This window comes from Rothia sp. HMSC076D04 (assembly GCF_001814645.1).
GTDB classification, from domain to species: domain Bacteria; phylum Actinomycetota; class Actinomycetes; order Actinomycetales; family Micrococcaceae; genus Rothia; species Rothia mucilaginosa.
This window is the reverse complement of sequence record NZ_KV817364.1, coordinates 77,961-94,146: the sequence shown is the minus strand read 5'-3', so window position 1 is coordinate 94,146 and position 16,186 is coordinate 77,961. Positions and strand designations below refer to the sequence as shown.

Sequence of the window (16,186 nt, the reverse complement as noted above, 5' to 3'; positions counted from 1 at the left end):
GGGGGGGGGGGGGGGGGGGGGGGAGTGGGTTTGCCGCTTCGTATGTGATGTGTCGGTATTGTGTGCGGGTGTTGTGTGCCAGTGGCGGGGCCGGAGTTTAGCCGGCTATGCTGTGGGCCTTAACGCCAAAAATGCACTTGAGCATTGTGTGCAGTGATGAAATAATTGCAGTTATGCAGAAAAAGGAACAGAGCCTTCGCGAACGCCGCCGCGAACAAACCTGGACGGCGATCCACGAAGCAGCCCTCAAACGCGTCCGCGAACACGGGATGCGCGGAACCACCGTTGAAGAAATCGCCCAGGAGGCGGGCGTCTCCCCGCGTACCTTCTTCAACTACTTCCCCTCTAAAGAGGATGCCGTCCTGGGTCTGCGCGAACCGGTGGTCAGCGAGGAAATCCTCGAAACAGACCGTGCCCACGAGGATGACAACACGATCATTCGTGTAACCCACCTTCTCTGGGAGGTCATTTTCCAGAGCTTCCACTACGCCAAGGGCAAGGACCCCCGAGCTCCCTATCAGGAGTTCCCCGAGTCCGCGAAACGAATGAAGATGCACTACATGAAGTGCGAACAGGTGCTCACCGAGTACCTGAACACCATCGACTGGGTGGCTTTTGATGCTGCCGGTCGCCGCGGCCCCTTCCCGCGCCGAAACCCGGCTGACCCGCTGACCGATCACTTCCGCGAGCGATCGCGCGCAAAGGTCCAGCTTGCCTCCGCGGTGCTTCGTCAGCTGGAGTTTGCCCGCGACCTGGAAGACAAAGAGGATATCGCCCGCCATATCCGCCAGACGGTGAAGACCTTCCAGTTCCTGCTTTTTGAGCAGAACCGACCGGCAATCTAGCGGCGGTTCACTGCTACAAATGACAAAAGCCCGCCGGAAACCGAATCGGAGGCCCCGAATCGAGGTAACCGAATCCAGAGCCCGGCGGATACTCACAACAGACATATATAGAACGTAACTAAGGATTATCGATGAGTACAGAGGAAAAGAATCTACCTCAGCCGCCAGCCGGTGAGGCTAAGCAGGAAAGTAAAAACCGCATCCGCGCCATGTTCCTGGGCCTGGTCATTGTGATGCTCATGTCCTCGCTGAACCAGACGATTCTGGCGCCGTCGCTGCCCACGATTGTGGGTGAGCTTCACGGCGTGGAGCACATGAGCTGGGTGATTACTATTTTCATCCTGCTTTCGACGATTACGATGCCGGTCTACGGCAAGCTTTCTGACCAGTTTGGACGCAAGCCCTTCCTGATTTTTGCGATTGTCTCTTTCATGGCGGGTTCGATTGTTGGCGCGCTTGCGCAGAGCATGAACTGGCTGATTTTTGCTCGTGGCCTGCAGGGTCTGGGTGGCGGTGGCCTGATGATTCTTTCTCAGGCGGTGATTGCTGATGTGATTCCTCCGCGCGATCGAGGCCGCTACATGGGTATTATCGGTGGCGTTTTCGCGTTCTCGTCGGTGGCTGGTCCGCTGATTGGCGGCTGGATTACTGAGGGTCCGGGTTGGCGTTGGGCGTTCTGGCTGAACCTGCCGCTGGCTATTCTGTCGATTCTTGCGGTAATTTTCTTGCTGCCGCACCGCCCGTTCCGTGAGCGTGAGAAGCACAGCATCGACTACCTTGGTTCGCTGATTCTGATGGCGGGTACGAGTGCGCTCGTGCTTGCCACAATTTGGGGTGGCAACCAGTACGAATGGTCCTCGCCGCAGATTATTGGTCTGCTGATTTTCTCGGTGGTTGCTGCGCTGGTGTTTATCCCGGTGGAGAACCGTGCGGCTGAGCCGATTATGCCCATGTACCTGTTCAAGAACCGTAACTTCCTGCTGACTCTGGGTGCTTCGCTGGCGCTGGGTGTGGCAATGTTCGGTGCGGTGGAGTATATCCCGACTTATCTGCAGATGGCGCTGGGTGTGAGCGCTACGGTGGCTGGTCTGCTGATGATCCCGATGATGGGTGTCATGCTGGTGGTGTCGATTGTGACGGGTCGCGTGGTGTCGAAGACCGGTCGCTATAAGCGTTATGTGACGAGCGGTACCGCGATTGTGGCGCTGGGCCTGTTCCTGTTGTCGACCGTGACTATTGAGACTCCGACCTGGCTGTTCTGTATATACCTTGCGGTGATGGGTGCCGGTCTGGGTATGTCTATGCAGTTCTTGACTCTGATTGTTCAGAATGCGTTCCCGGTGAGCGTGGTTGGTACCGCGACGGCGTCGAATAACTTCTTCCGTCAGGTGGGTGCTACTGTGGGTGCCTCGCTGGTGGGTGGTCTGTTCACCTCGCGTCTGACCTCGCTGATTTCTGAGCGTATGCCGCAGCAGGCGCTGCAGTCTTCGGGTAGCCATGCGTCTTCGTCTCTGACTCCTGAGCTGGTGGCGTCTTTGCCGGAGCCGGTGCACGGCATCATTGTGAATGCGTATAACGATGCTCTGATTCCGCTGTTCCTGTACTTGGTGCCGCTGGGTCTGGTGTCTACGCTGCTTCTGTTCTTCATTCGTGAGGATGCGTTGGCGACGACCCTGGAGACCGAGCCGGCTGTTGATATTGCTCGCGCGGCGACCGGTGCGATTCCGGTGATTACTCCGGAGATGGCTGCTAAGGACGCGCAGGATCTGAAGAGCATGCGGGGTCCTACCCGTAGGATGATTGCCGAGTCGTTGAGCTCGGAGGCTTCGCCGGATTCGGAGCCTAACGCTAAGAGCTAGGGTCTTAGCACTAGATGCGGAGGCGTTGCCTTCCTATATAAGCGGCGCCCCGGTGCGAGTCGTGTGCTCGTGCCGGGGCGCCGTTTTTGGCTGAGTTGCCTTAAATAGCGCGCTTAAGAGGTGTGCCTTAGTGCTTGGTTTAGGGGTTGGAAGTGTTGGTTTAGTCCCTTAAATAGTGGGTTTACGTGGTGTTTTGCCCCATTAAAGCGCTTATCGAAAAGGTTATTACGTCCCTATGTCGAGAGAATTGTTTCCGATGTAAAATTTTCGTAAAAATTGTTAATCCGCCCCTTTTCCCCGGTATTCCGGGGCATTTTTTTACCCAGCTCCCTTTTAGCTTGCATACAGGCTGTTCTAAGGGGTGAAAGTGCCCAATGTGGGTTTGGTGGAAGTGTTACAGGCTATATAAGATAAAGTACATATGCTCCTAGTGACAGTCATCACGAAGCAGTGCGCTAGGACAGCATGACACACATGCCTTAACACCGACATCTACACAAGGAGGGGAACCGTCCCATGTTTAGGTACATCCTCCAGCGATCGCTGACGTACCTCGTCATGGTCTTTATTACGACCACGATGGGTTACTTTGCAGCGGTTACTGCCCTGAAGCCTGCCCTCTTGGAGCAGGAAAAGGTTCCGAAGCCTAGCCCCGAGCAGGTGAACCGTAACTTCGCATCCCTGGGTCTCGATCCCGAAATGAACCCCTGGGACCGCTACGTTCAGTGGCTGACCAATGTGGTCACCAAGTTCGATTGGGGCCGTAGCCCCAACGGCGCGTACATTAACCAGGAATTTGGCCAGCGCGTGTGGGTTTCTACCCGCCTGCTGCTGGTGGCTACCATTCTCTCGATTGTGATTGGTATCGCCCTGGGTGTGTACTCGGCAGCTCGCCAGTACAAGTTCTCTGACCGTGTTATCACCGGTTACTCCTACCTGGTCTACATCATCCCCGCTCCCGTTGCTTACTTCGTGGTGCAGCAGGGCGCGACCACTATCAACAACATCGCCGTTGCTAATGGTGGAGAGAAGATTTTCTATGTGACCGGTATTTCGACTCCGGGTCTGACCGGATTCTGGGAAATCACCATGGATATGGCGGCGCACTACGTCGTGCCGACCTTCTGTATGACCATCTTCGGTTGGGCTGGTTACCAGATTGCACAGCGTCAGTACCTGCTCGATAACGTGAACGCTGACTTCGTGCGTACCGCTCGTGCTAAGGGCTTGACCCGTAACCAGGCGATTACTCGCCACGCACTGCGCGTCTCCTTCATCCCCGTGGCACAGTCCATCGCGTACCAGATTCCGATGATTTTTGCGGGTGCATTCTTCGCCGAGACCGTCTTTGCATGGCCCGGTATCGGTAAGTGGTCGATTGACTCCATTTCCGCGCAGGACGTGAACGCTGCGACCGTGACCCTCGCGTACGGTTCTGCACTGTTCGCTGTCGGTGCGATCATCGCTGATATCGCTACCACCATCGTCGACCCCCGAGTGAGGATCTCATGAGTCAGGTAACTGCAACTTCCTCCGTACCGGTGGTACAGGAGAACGGTGACTTCAAGGTCATCAACAAGAGCGTTATTATTCTGCGCCGCTTCCTGCGTAACAAGGCTGCAGTCTTCGGTCTGTGCGTGTTCATCGGCATGGGTCTGTTCGGTAAGTACCTGACCAAGTACAAGCCCAACGACATTGACTACATGGCGCTGGGTGAAGGCCCCTCGGCCGAGCACTGGTTCGGTACCACCATCGCGGGTAATGACGTGTTCGCCATGATGTCTGAGGCCGTCTGGACCTCTCTCCAGATTGGTGTGGTCGTCGGTTTGGCCACTGTGTTCATCTCCGCAGTTTACGGTTGTGTGATGGCGTACTTCGGTGGCTGGATTGACAAGATTATGCTGTTCATCCTCGAGACCCTGATCATGGTTCCCTCGCTGCTGATTCTGGCAATTCTGATCAACGGTCAGGTTGGTAAGCAGATTCAGAAGAGCGTCCCCACCTGGGTTCTGCTCTCTGCAGTGCTGATTGCCTTCGGCTGGATGGGTAGCGCCCGTGTTATTCGTGCAATGGCGCAGTCCCTCATCAACCGCGACTTCGTGAAGGCTGCACGCTACATGGGTGTGCACCCCTTCAAGATTGTGATGCGCCACCTGGTTCCGAACATTGGCTCCCTGCTGGTTCTGAACTTCACCAGCGGCATCATGGGCGCTGTGCTCTCTGAGGTTGCCTACTCCTTCATCGGCATCGGTATTAAGTACCCCAACTACTCGCTGGGCTCGCTGATTTCGGATGCTTCGCAGCAGATTAACACCCTGCCGCACATGTTCTGGTTCCCGGTTCTGTTCTTCTTCCTGCTGGTTGGTCCGCTGGCCCTCATGAACGACGGTCTGCGTGACGCATTCGACCCGACTTCGATGTCGGTCGGTAAGATCAAGAAGTCCAAGAAGAACGAGAAGGCAGAGGCACCCGCTGCCGCTGCAAAGGAGGCGAAGAACTAATGAGTACCTCTCCCGTTCTGAGCGTTAAGGACCTCAACGTCCGCTTCAACACTGAGAATGGCGTCGTGCACGCTGTTCGCGGTGTGAACTTTGACCTGTACCCCGGTAAGACCCTGGGTATTGTGGGTGAGTCCGGTTCCGGTAAGTCCGTTGCTTCCATGGCGATCATGGGCCTGCACCCGACCACCGCTGACATCACCGGTTCGGTTAAGTACAACGGCACCGAGCTGCTGGGTCTGAGCGATAAGGAAATGTGCGCATACCGCGGCAAGGAAATCTCTATGATTTTCCAGGATCCGCTGTCCTCGCTGACCCCCGTGTACACCATTGGTGACCAGATTGCTGAGGTGCTCAAGGTCCACAACAAGGGCATGAGCAAGCAGGCTATCAAGGACCGTTCCATCGAACTGATGCGTATGGTGGGTATTCCTTCGCCGGCTGACCGCCTGCGTTCCTTCCCGCACGAGTTCTCCGGTGGTATGCGTCAGCGCATCATGATCGCTATGGCGATTGCGAATGACCCCCGCGTGCTCATCGCCGATGAGCCCACCACCGCACTGGATGTGACCATTCAGGCGCAGGTGTTGGAGGTTATGCAGAAGGCTCAGGATGAGACCGGCGCAGCGACCATCATGATTACCCACGACCTGGGTGTTGTGGCTGGTATGGCTGACGACATTCTGGTGATGTACGCCGGTAAGCCGGTGGAGATTGCGAAGGCAGAAGACCTGTACAAGCATCCCTCCCACCCGTACACCATCGGTCTGCTGGGTGCGGTCCCGCGTGTGGACCGTTCCGAGAAGGTCTCCCTGGTTCCGATTGAGGGTACCCCTCCGAACCTGATTAACCCGGTGACCGCGTGCTCCTTCCGCCCGCGTTGCCCCATCGCTAAGAGCGGTGGCCAGTGCTGCCAGGACTCCAACGGCGAGCCCGATCTGCAGCTGCTGGAAGGCGTTGGCGAGGGCCACTACTCCTCCTGCACCATCTCTCAGGAGCTGGTCGGTAAGACCGCTGACGAGCTGTACCCGGTTCCGGAGCCCCCGGTATCGAAGTACGACGGTATTCCGCGTGAGGAGCGTGCCCCCGTCCTGGAGGTCCGCAACGTCAAGAAGCACTTCCCGCTCATGAAGGGCGCGCTGATTAAGCGCCGCGTGGGCACTGTGAAGGCTGTGAACGGCCTGTCCTTCGATATTCGCGAGGGCGAGTGCTTCTCCATCGTGGGTGAGTCCGGTTGTGGTAAGACCACCACCCTGCTGGAAATCATGGAGTTCAACAAGAACACCGACGGTGAGATTCTGATCAACGGAACCTCCACCAAGGACGGCAAGTCCGCGGGTGAGATTCTTGAGTTGCGTAAGAACCAGCAGATGGTGTTCCAGGACCCCACCGGTGCTTTGGATCCGCGCTTCACCGTTTACGAGGTGCTTGCTGAGCCGCTGGAAAACCAGGGCATGAACAAAGCAGACATCAAGAAGCGCGTTATCGAGCTGATGCACATTGTGGGTCTGCAGCCTGACCACGTGAACCGCTTCCCGAACCAGTTCTCTGGTGGTCAGCGTCAGCGTATCGGTATTGCTCGTGCGCTTGCTGTGAACCCCAAGCTCGTGGTTCTGGATGAGCCGGTGTCCGCACTGGACGTGTCCGTCCAGGCTGGTGTGATTAACCTGCTGGAGGAGCTGCGTGCAAACCTGGGCCTGAGCTACCTGATGGTTGCTCACGACCTCGCGGTGATTCGCCACGCATCCGACCGCGTTGCAGTGATGTACCTGGGTCGTATTGTTGAGATCGGTGACGTCGACCAGGTGTTCGACAACCCGATCCACCCGTACACCCGTGCACTGCTCTCGGCGATTCCGGTTCCGGATCCCGAGGTTGAGGCAAAGCGCCACCGCATTATGCTTGAGGGCGACCTGCCCACTCCGGTGAACGCGCCTAAGGGCTGTGGCTTCTCGAGCCGTTGCCCGGTCTTCAAGCTGCTGCCTGAGGACAAGAAGCGTCGTTGCCTGGAGGAGATGCCGGAACTGACCCCCGTTGAGGGCCAGGATCACGGTTATGCTTGCTACTACCCTGAGGCTGAGGCCGCTACGGTGTAGCTCTAGAGTCGGCTGAATAAGTCGCATGTGTGCCGAGGGGCGAATATTCGTTGAATATTCGCCCCTCGGGTTTTTTAATGCCCGGTACTGGTGAGGCGCGTGCAGCTTGAGATTGTCACCTGGTGAGACGGCGGGAGCCTCAGAATGTGGCGCTTGGCACTGAAACCAGCAAGAAAACAGGAAAAACTGCACTGACTAGGCGTAACCTTTCTCACCATTCAAGATATGAATATTTATAGGCGAGCTTCTATACCGCGGGTAAGCCATAATTAAGCCTGTGGGTGCGCCGCTAGGGGCGTGCCTCAAGGAACACATTCATAGACCGGCACTAATTCATCGCTCACCGCACCCTAATTGCGGCGCATGAGCAGGGAACCCTTGACGCTTTCCTGCAGGATTATTGAGGGTCAAACGTATAAGAGGACACTCTCATGGAGAAGAATTTCATCCTGAACCGTCGTACCGTTCTCGGTGGCGCTGCAGCACTGGGTACCGTGGGCGTACTGGCTGCGTGCGGCTCGTCCAAGGACTCCAAGGCAACCACCAAGGGTGCAACCGTGGGCACCGATGCCAAGGAGCTTTATGACCTTGCTGAGGCCGCTGTTTCTGAGCTGAAGGATGGCGGCACTCTGCGCCTGGCTATTCCGGGTATTGGTCCGGACTTCAACCTTTTCAGCGCGGATGGCAACTCCCTGTACACCCAGACCGCTATGAGCCCCGTGGCTTACGCAGGCCTGTGGCAGGGTGACCCCCTGGGTAAGCGCACTCTGGCTCCCGAGTTTGCGAAGAGCTTCGATGTCGCCGAAGAAAACGGTCTGCCCGTCGTCTCCATTGAGCTGAACCCCCAGGCTAAGTTCAACGATGGTACCCCCATCGACTACAAGGCTCTGCAGGCTACCTGGAACATCCTCAAGAGCACCGATGGTGACTACAAGGTCGGAAGCAGCGGCATCTACAGCAGCATTGCTTCCGTGGAGCGCGACGGTGATGACTTCAAGGTGAAGGTAACCTTCTCCGCACCTTACTACCCGCTGAATACCCTCTTCGCTGGCATTGTGCACCCGGCTCTGCTGGACAAGGAACTCTTCAACACTGGTTTCGTTGACAAGCCGCACCCCGAGTACTGGGTTGGCCCCTTCACCATTGCTGAAGGTGGTTGGAACTCGACCGAGAAGACCCTGACCCTGACCCGCAACGACAAGTGGTGGGGCGAGAAGCCCGTTCTGGAGCGCATTGTCTTCCGTCAGATGGATCCCGCTGCTGAGCGCGCGGCATTCAAGAACGATGAGCTTGATGCGATTGGTGCTACCACCGCTTCCGCATACAAGGAGCTCAAGGACGTTGCTAACATCGAGATCCGCCGAGGCTCTCGCCTGTTCTCCGGTGGCGTGACCATGAACCCCGCCCGCATGCAGGATGTTGCTCTGCGCCGCGCTGTGGTTACTGGTCTGAACCGTGAGGCTCTCGCCAAGGTTCGTTTCCAGGGCCTGGATTACGAAGAGAAGCTTCCCAACTCGATGATTCACATGCCCTTCAACGAGTACTACCAGGACACCTACCCGACCCCGAACAACGATGCTGCTGTTGCATCCAAGATTCTGGAAGATGCAGGCTACACCAAGAACGGTGAGTTCTACGAGAAGGACGGCAAGCAGGCTGCCTTCAAGTTCTCCATCTTCGGTGAGGATCCCACCTCCAAGGCTGTCGGTCAGACCCTGGTTCAGCAGCTGAAGTCCGTAGGTATTAATGCTGAGCTCGACTCCCGTGCTGTTAGCGAGTTTAACAAGACCATGGCCTCCAAGGACTACGACGCAACCTCCTCCGGTTTCGCTCCGAGCTCCCCGGATGCTACCGAGGCTACCGAGCAGTTCTACATGCGCCGTAAGCCTGAGGAAGCTGGTTCCGATGAGATCAATGAGATGATCGCAAAGATGAAGCTCATTGCTGACGACAAGGAACGCAACCAGGCTTGCAATGAGATCGAGAAGAAGCACCTGGCTGAGTTCGCAGTGCTGATTCCGCTCATGAACGGCCCCGAGTACAAGTTCGTGAAGAAGGGTCTGCGCAACTACGGCGTGTCCCTCTTCCAGGGCACCGGCATTCACTGGGAGAAGGTTGGTTGGGCTAAGTAAGTCCTCATCCCTTCACCTCCTAGGTGAATAGCCTAGAGCTATTGAAAGTGTCCACCCGGATTATCCGGGTGGACACTTTTTGCATTTCTGGAGGGGGCTTTGGGTGCTTTTGTGTACCTATGTGGGGGAGTGATGGTATAGCTATCCGGCAAAATCCGAAAAATTCGCGCAAAAACAGGGTATTCATAGTATGAATATCCAAAAGACACGATAAATATTAAGAAATATTGTAAAAATGCTTGGTTTTCGATCCTGGGGCGCGCTACAGTGGAGTCATACAAAGTTATGCAGTGCTCTGCATAAATAATCAACACTTCGGGGATACGGGATACACCCGCCCACGCAAGACAGAAGGAAACCACTCCCATGACCGCCCACACCGCATACACCGCGAGTAGCCACGAAGCGACCAAGAACAGCTTCAGCCGCCGCGCCCTCATTGGCGGCACCGCGGCTCTGGGAGCTGTAGGTCTGCTCAGCGCCTGCGGCAACGGCAGCGCAAGCTCTGAAAAGACCAAGGCCGCCGGTGCCGGTGCCAATATCGAAGACCTCTACAATATCAACGCTCAGGACGTGAACAGCCTGAAGAAGGGCGGCACCCTGCGCCTGCCCGCCGGATCCATCGGCCCGAACTTTAACTTCTACACCCAGAGCGGTAACACCAGCGATAACGTCAACGTTATGAGCACCATCAGCCAGGCGGGCCTGTGGAACCTCGACTTTGATGGCACTTACAAGCTAAATACCGACTTCGCTGTCTCCTTCGAGCACAGCAAGAAGGACGACAAGATTCAGGTTGCCGTCAAGCTCAGCCCCAAGGCTGTCTTCAACGATGGCACCCCCATCACCTACAAGGCGCTCCAGTCCACCTGGAACATCTTCAAGAGCCTGGATAACGGCTACAACATTGTCACCAGCGGCATCTACGAATTCGTCGAATCCGTAGAAAAGGGCGAAGACGACTACAGCGCAACCGTCACCTTCTCCAAGCCCTTCTACCCGCTGCAGAGCCTCTTCTCTGAGATTCTGCACCCCGCACTGGAAGACGTCGAGCTCTTCAACAACGGCTTCGTGGATGCGCCCCACCCCGAGTACTGGGCTGGCCCCTTCACCCTGGCGGATAAGGGCTGGGACTCCACCGCGAAGACCTTCAGTGTTGTACCCAATGACAAGTGGTGGGGCACCAAGCCCCTGCTGGACAAGATTGTCTTTACCCAGATGGAGTCCAGTGCTGCACGTGCCGCGTTCAAGAACGATGAAATTGATGCTATCGGTGCGAGCACCTCCTCCACCTATGCTGAGGTGAAGAGCGTTGCTGGTGTTGAATTGCGTAAGGGTACCCGCCTCTACGCTGGCGGCCTGGATATCAATCCCCGCCGCGTCAAGGACGCTGCCCTGCGTAAGGCAATCTTCGTCGGCACCAACCGTGAAGCACTCGCAAAGATTCAGTTCCAGGGTCTGCCCTACGAGGAAACCATTCCCGGTTCGATGATTCACATGCCCTTCTCGCCCTACTACCAGGATTCTTATCCGACCCCGAATAACAGCGTTTCGGAGGCGCAGAAGATTCTGGAGGCCGCCGGCTACACCAAGAACGGCGACTACTATGAGAAGGACGGTACGAAGGCTGGCTGTGCTGTGGTGGTCTTCGGTGACGATCCGACCACCAAGGGTAAGGCTCAGACCTTTACCCAGCAGATGAAGGATGTCGGCATTGAGATCCGGATCGATCAGCACTCCGATAGTGAGTTCGCCACCATTTTGGGCAACTGGGACTACGATATTTCCTTCAGCGGCTACTCGGTCTCTGCTGATGCGACCGAGGGTACCAAGCAGTTCTACTACTCCGAGAACAACGAAGGTATCGGCAGCAAGGAAATCGATGCCCTCATTGACGCCATGACCCTCATTGAAGACGACAAGGAACGTAACCTTGCCTGCAACGAGATTGAGAAGAAGCACATGGCTGAGTTTGCTTTCTTGAGCACCATTACGAACGGTCCGGACTTCGTGATGGTCAAGAAGAACCTGGCTAACTACGGTCCGCGCCTGTATAAGTCGATGGACTGGGCTGCTGTGGGCTGGATGAACTCCTAAAAGGCGCCTGTCTTGCGAGCGGGTCGAATGCGTGTGTGCGCGTTCGGCCCGCTTTGCCGTGCTCGCTGGCTATTTTGGGAGGCGGGGGAGGGGCTGCTCGTGGAGGCGTAGGGCTCAGGCAGTGTGCTCTGGCGGTGTGGATATATGCTCGGGCGTAATAATTTAGAAATATTTATCGTGTTGCGCACCTGCACAGTTGTATGTGGTGTACACTACTAAAAATATTAAATGTGGCTTAGAACATAGCTATAGGTCACATTATTTTGCATGGCTTGACCTGCCCGCCCATCACCGCAGATGGCAGGTGCTCCTGTAGGCGGAAACCCCGCCTCCAGAGCACGCGAGCCACCCACTCTACACTGCAAACACTGCATCAGCGCAGTCCACACCCACAAGGAGCCCATCATGAGCCCCCACCCCATCCCCTCCCTCTCCGGATTCAACCCGATCATGAGCCGCCGCGTACTGTTCGGCGGCGCAACCGCCGTCGCTGCTGCCGGCGTACTGAGCGCTTGTGGCTCCTCGTCCTCCAAGACCGAGCACAAGGCAAGCGAAACCCCGTTCTATGAAATCAACGAGCAGGATACCTCGAAGCTCAAGCAGGGCGGTACCCTGAACCTGAGCACCTACTCCCTGGGCCCGGACTTCAACCGCTTCTCCCAGAACGGCTCGAGCACCTCCGTCTCCGAAACCATGGGCGTTATCGCCGGTGCCGGCATCTGGCGCAGCACCTACAAGGGCGAAGACGAGCTCGACCCCAACTACTGCCTCGGCTTCGAAGCTAAGGAAGTAGACGGCAAGATCACCGCAGAGGTTCGTCTGAACCCCAAGGCAGTCTTCAACGACGGCACCCCCATCGACATCGATGCACTCAAGGCAACCTGGCAGATCCAGCGTGACCCCGACGGTGAATACAAGATTGCCGCAGCAGGTATCTACGAGTACATCGAAAGCGTTGAAGCTATCGATGGCGACCGCTACCACGCACGCGTTGTTTTCAAGACTGCGCACAACCCCGTCAAGGGTCTGCTCTTCGGCGGAATCCTGCACCCGGCGATGCTCGACGTAAACCTCTTCAATGAAGGCTTCGTGGACAACCCCCACCCCGAGCTCGGTTGCGGCCCCTTCACCCTGGCACCCAACGGCTGGAACTCCTCCGAGAAGACCTTCACTGCTGTGCCCAACGACAAGTGGTGGGGTGAGAAGCCCAAGCTGGACCGCATCGTCGTGCGTGAAATGGCAGACGCTGCAGCTCGCGCCGCCTACAAGAACGGCGAGCTGGACGTCGTGGAATCACGTACCCTCAGCGCCTACAACGAGATGAAGGACGTTGCAAACTCTGAAATCCGCCGCGGTCGCCGCCTCTTCGCCGGCGGCATGAACCTGAACGCAGAGCACATCACTGATGTTGCTGTCCGTAAGGCAATCTTCCTGGGTATCGACCGTGGTGCTCTGGCAAAGATTCGCTTCCAGGGTCTGCCCTACGAAGAAGAAGTTCCCGGCTCGATGCTTCTGTTGGGTTCCTCCCAGTACTACCGCGACAACTACCCGGCACGTAACCCGGAGGAAGCACGCAAGGTCCTGGAGAAGGCAGGCTACACCAAGTCCGGCGACTTCTACGCGAAGGACGGCAAGACCATCACCTTGAAGCTGACCACCTTCGGTGATGACGCCACCACCAAGGGCCAGGCACAGACCTTCATCCAGAGCATGAAGGAAATCGGCATTAACTTCGAGCTCGATTCGCGTGCACAGTCTGAATTCTCGAAGGTTGTTGGTAACCGCGAGTACGACGTAAGCATTTCGGGCTTCGGCGTGACCTCCGAGCCGACCAGTGCAGCCGAGTACTTCTACCACTCCAAGAACTGGAACGGCGTCGGCACCCCCGAAATCGACGCTATGGTCGACGAGATGGTCACCATCCTCGATGACGCTAAGCGCGCCGAGAAGTGCAACGAAATTGAGAAGAAGCACATGAGCGAGGTTTGCCTCTTCATCCCCTTCCTCAATGGCCCGGACTTCAAGGCATGCCGCCCGAAGCTCGCTAACTACGGTGCGTTCCTCTTCAAGACCACCGACTGGTCTACCGTCGGCTGGATGGCATAAGCCGCAGTTTTAAGCTCCCTGCCCCCTATACGTTTTCGCAGTGTCGTATAGGGGTGGGGAGCTTTTTCTTGTGGAGGGTTCAGTGCGCTTTAGTTGCCCCGACGCTGTGCTTGTAACTTGTAACGACTCTCAAAGTACCGGGTGTGACGCGCTCGCGCGCCAATGCTACATAATATTTCATTTTTTAGTTTTCGCACGCGGCTTCCGCATGATGATGCGGTTTCAGGCGCTGAACCCGTGATTTTTAGACGGTGTATAGTTCTTCCACGGATTGGACTGTGGTCTGCGTCGCTTCTTTTGGGGGTATACTGTGTTTCAACCACAAACAATGTGGGGGCTCTCACAAAGGTGATGGGCGGGAGCTTCGGCGCTCCCGAAAAATCAGCGCACAACACGGTGCGCTTATCGAATAGCACCCGAGCCCTCCGGCATGAGGAGAATACATGACTCATCTACGTATTAATCGCCGTACCCTGCTGACCGGCACCGTTGCCCTGGGTACCGTCGGCCTGCTCGCTGCATGCGGCGGCGGCTCTGACAAGAAGATCAGCGGTAAGGCTGCATCAAGCACCGAGGAAATCGTCAAGAACCTCGAAATCAACAAGCAGGACCGCTCCTCCCTCAAGCAGGGTGGCGAGTTCCGCGGTAGCGTCTCCGCAGTCGGCCCGAACTTCAACATTCTGACTCAGAGCGGCTACACCACCGAGAACCTCACCGCATTCGGTGGCGCCTGCAACATCCCCTCCGCTATCGGCTTCACCTCCCTAAGCCCTGCCGGCGACTACAGCCTCAACGACGACTACGTCAGCGACTACAAGGCTGAGACTGTTGACGGCGTGCAGACCATCACCTTCAAGCTCAACTCTAAGGCTGTCTTCAACGACGGCACCCCCGTTGACATTGAGGCAATCCGCGCCGCGTGGACCGTCTATCGCAACCCCGATGACGGCTACAACGTCATCGCCGCTCCCTTCTGGCAGCAGGTAGCGTCCATCGACCCCGTGGATGGCGACAAGACCCGCGTCAAGATTGTTATGTCCAAGCCCCTGTATCCTGCCGAAACCCTCGGCCTGCTCGGTCTGCACCCCGCACTGACCGACAAGGAGCTCTTCAACAACGGCTTCGTGAACAAGCCCATGGATCAGTACTGGTCCGGCCCCTTCAAGATTGGCGAGTGGAACTCTTCGGCTAAGACCCTCACCCTCGTGCCCAACGACAAGTGGTGGGGTGAGAAGCCGCTGCTGGACCGCATTATCTGGCGTGAAATGGGCGACGAAGCAGAGCGCGCAGCGTTCAAGAACGGCGAGCTGGACAGCATCGGCTTTGCTGGCCTGGCAACCTACAACGCCGTCAAGGGTCAGCCCGGTGTCCAGATTCGTACCGGCCAGAGCCTCGGCGTGATTAACCTGCAGTTCAACCCGACCCGCGTGACCGACACCGCCCTGCGCCGTGCAGTCTTCGCCGCGGTTGACCGCTCCCAGCTGGCTAAGGTCAAGTTCGGCCAGATCAACTGGGAAGAGCCCCTGACCGGCTCCATGATTGCTATGCCCTTCCAGAAGGGCTACCAGAACAACATGCCGTCCAACCCCGGCGCCGAGGCTGCGGCAAAGATCCTGGAAGCAGCAGGCTACTCCAAGTCCGGCGACTACTACGCCAAGGACGGCAAGACTGCAGGCTTCTCCATCACCTACTTCGGTTCGGATGCAACCTCTCTGGCTCAGTTCCAGAACCTCGAGCAGCAGCTCAAGGCGGCAGGTATTAAGCTCGAGCAGGACAACCAGCCGCAGTCCCAGTTCAACTCCGTGATGGGCGCTAAGCAGTACGACTGTGCCTTCTCCGGTTGGGGCATTGGTGCTGACCCCGCCGACAGCGTTCAGTACTTCTACACCAGCGAAATTAACGAGGGTGTGGGCGATCCTGAGCTGGATAAGTACATTGCCTCCATTTACGAGAAGGAATCCCACGAGGAGCAGTTGAAGATGGCTGCTGAGGCTGAGAAGCAGCACATGGAGAAGGTCGCTATTTACTTCCCCTACGCTAACGGCCCCAGCTACGTAGCTGTGAAGGAGAAGCTGGCTAACTACGGTCCTTCCCTCTTCGCAACCAGCTACACCGACCCCAAGCGCTGGGTCAATGTGGGTTGGCAGAACTAAAGCCACATGTTAATTTTCTGGATTCCTATTCGGTAGTTGCTGAATTTTCGGAGGCGCCGGTATAAGGCTCTGGAGGGTAAAGTCCCGCGGTATTCCGCCTCAGTGGCGGGGTACTGCGGGGCTTTTCTGTGTTTTTGATGGGGGGTTTGTGGTGGGGTGGTTTCGGGGATTGGCTGAAATATTTTCCCTAAAACGGTGAACTAGGTCATAGTGCGTGGGAAATGTGTGTATACTAATCTCAATGCAAAATGTGCGTGCTGTCACAAAGGTGTGCGGGTTGTGTTCCCCCGCGTACAGCAAAGCAGCATCCCACCTAACTGAGGAAAACTAATGACCACTTTCACCCTCAACCGTCGTACCCTGCTCACCGGCACCGTTGCCCTGGGTACCGTCGGCCTGC

At 56.8% G+C, this 16,186-nt stretch carries 9 protein-coding genes; all 9 read left to right on the top strand.

What is annotated here, in order from left to right:
* Positions 1 to 173: 173 nt before the first annotated feature.
* The 9 genes from HMPREF2980_RS02060 (at position 174) to HMPREF2980_RS02020 (ending at position 15,786) form a co-directional block, all read left to right on the top strand.
* Positions 174 to 845: a TetR/AcrR family transcriptional regulator gene (locus HMPREF2980_RS02060; protein WP_230457276.1), complete on the top strand. Its 672-nt coding sequence runs from the start codon at positions 174 to 176 to the stop codon at positions 843 to 845.
* A gap of 131 nt (positions 846 to 976) precedes the next feature.
* Positions 977 to 2,704: an MDR family MFS transporter gene (locus tag HMPREF2980_RS02055; protein WP_070689961.1), complete on the top strand. Its 1,728-nt coding sequence runs from the start codon at positions 977 to 979 to the stop codon at positions 2,702 to 2,704.
* 516 nt (positions 2,705 to 3,220) lie between these two features.
* Positions 3,221 to 4,216, top strand: coding sequence for an ABC transporter permease (locus HMPREF2980_RS02050; protein WP_005507218.1), 996 nt, complete (start codon positions 3,221 to 3,223; stop codon positions 4,214 to 4,216).
* Complete coding sequence (locus HMPREF2980_RS02045; protein WP_060823976.1) at positions 4,213 to 5,205, top strand: ABC transporter permease; 993 nt, start codon at positions 4,213 to 4,215, stop codon at positions 5,203 to 5,205. Before HMPREF2980_RS02050 ends, HMPREF2980_RS02045 begins: the two co-directional genes overlap by 4 nt.
* A complete protein-coding gene (locus tag HMPREF2980_RS02040) occupies positions 5,205 to 7,298 on the top strand; it encodes an ABC transporter ATP-binding protein (RefSeq protein ID WP_049340257.1) in 2,094 nt (697 codons plus the stop codon). Before HMPREF2980_RS02045 ends, HMPREF2980_RS02040 begins: the two co-directional genes overlap by 1 nt.
* A 431-nt stretch (positions 7,299 to 7,729) precedes the next feature.
* Complete coding sequence (locus HMPREF2980_RS02035; protein WP_070689960.1) at positions 7,730 to 9,430, top strand: ABC transporter family substrate-binding protein; 1,701 nt, start codon at positions 7,730 to 7,732, stop codon at positions 9,428 to 9,430.
* A gap of 366 nt (positions 9,431 to 9,796) precedes the next feature.
* Positions 9,797 to 11,527 carry an ABC transporter family substrate-binding protein gene (locus tag HMPREF2980_RS02030; protein WP_070689958.1) on the top strand — a complete coding sequence of 577 codons (1,731 nt, stop codon included), beginning with the start codon at positions 9,797 to 9,799 and terminating at the stop codon, positions 11,525 to 11,527.
* 405 nt (positions 11,528 to 11,932) lie between these two features.
* A complete protein-coding gene (locus HMPREF2980_RS02025) occupies positions 11,933 to 13,633 on the top strand; it encodes an ABC transporter family substrate-binding protein (RefSeq protein ID WP_070689957.1) in 1,701 nt (566 codons plus the stop codon).
* Positions 13,634 to 14,076: 443 nt separating this feature from the next.
* The gene (locus HMPREF2980_RS02020) at positions 14,077 to 15,786 is read left to right on the top strand and encodes an ABC transporter family substrate-binding protein (protein ID WP_070689955.1); all 1,710 of its coding nucleotides are present in this window, start codon (positions 14,077 to 14,079) and stop codon (positions 15,784 to 15,786) included.
* Positions 15,787 to 16,186: the final 400 nt, after the last annotated feature.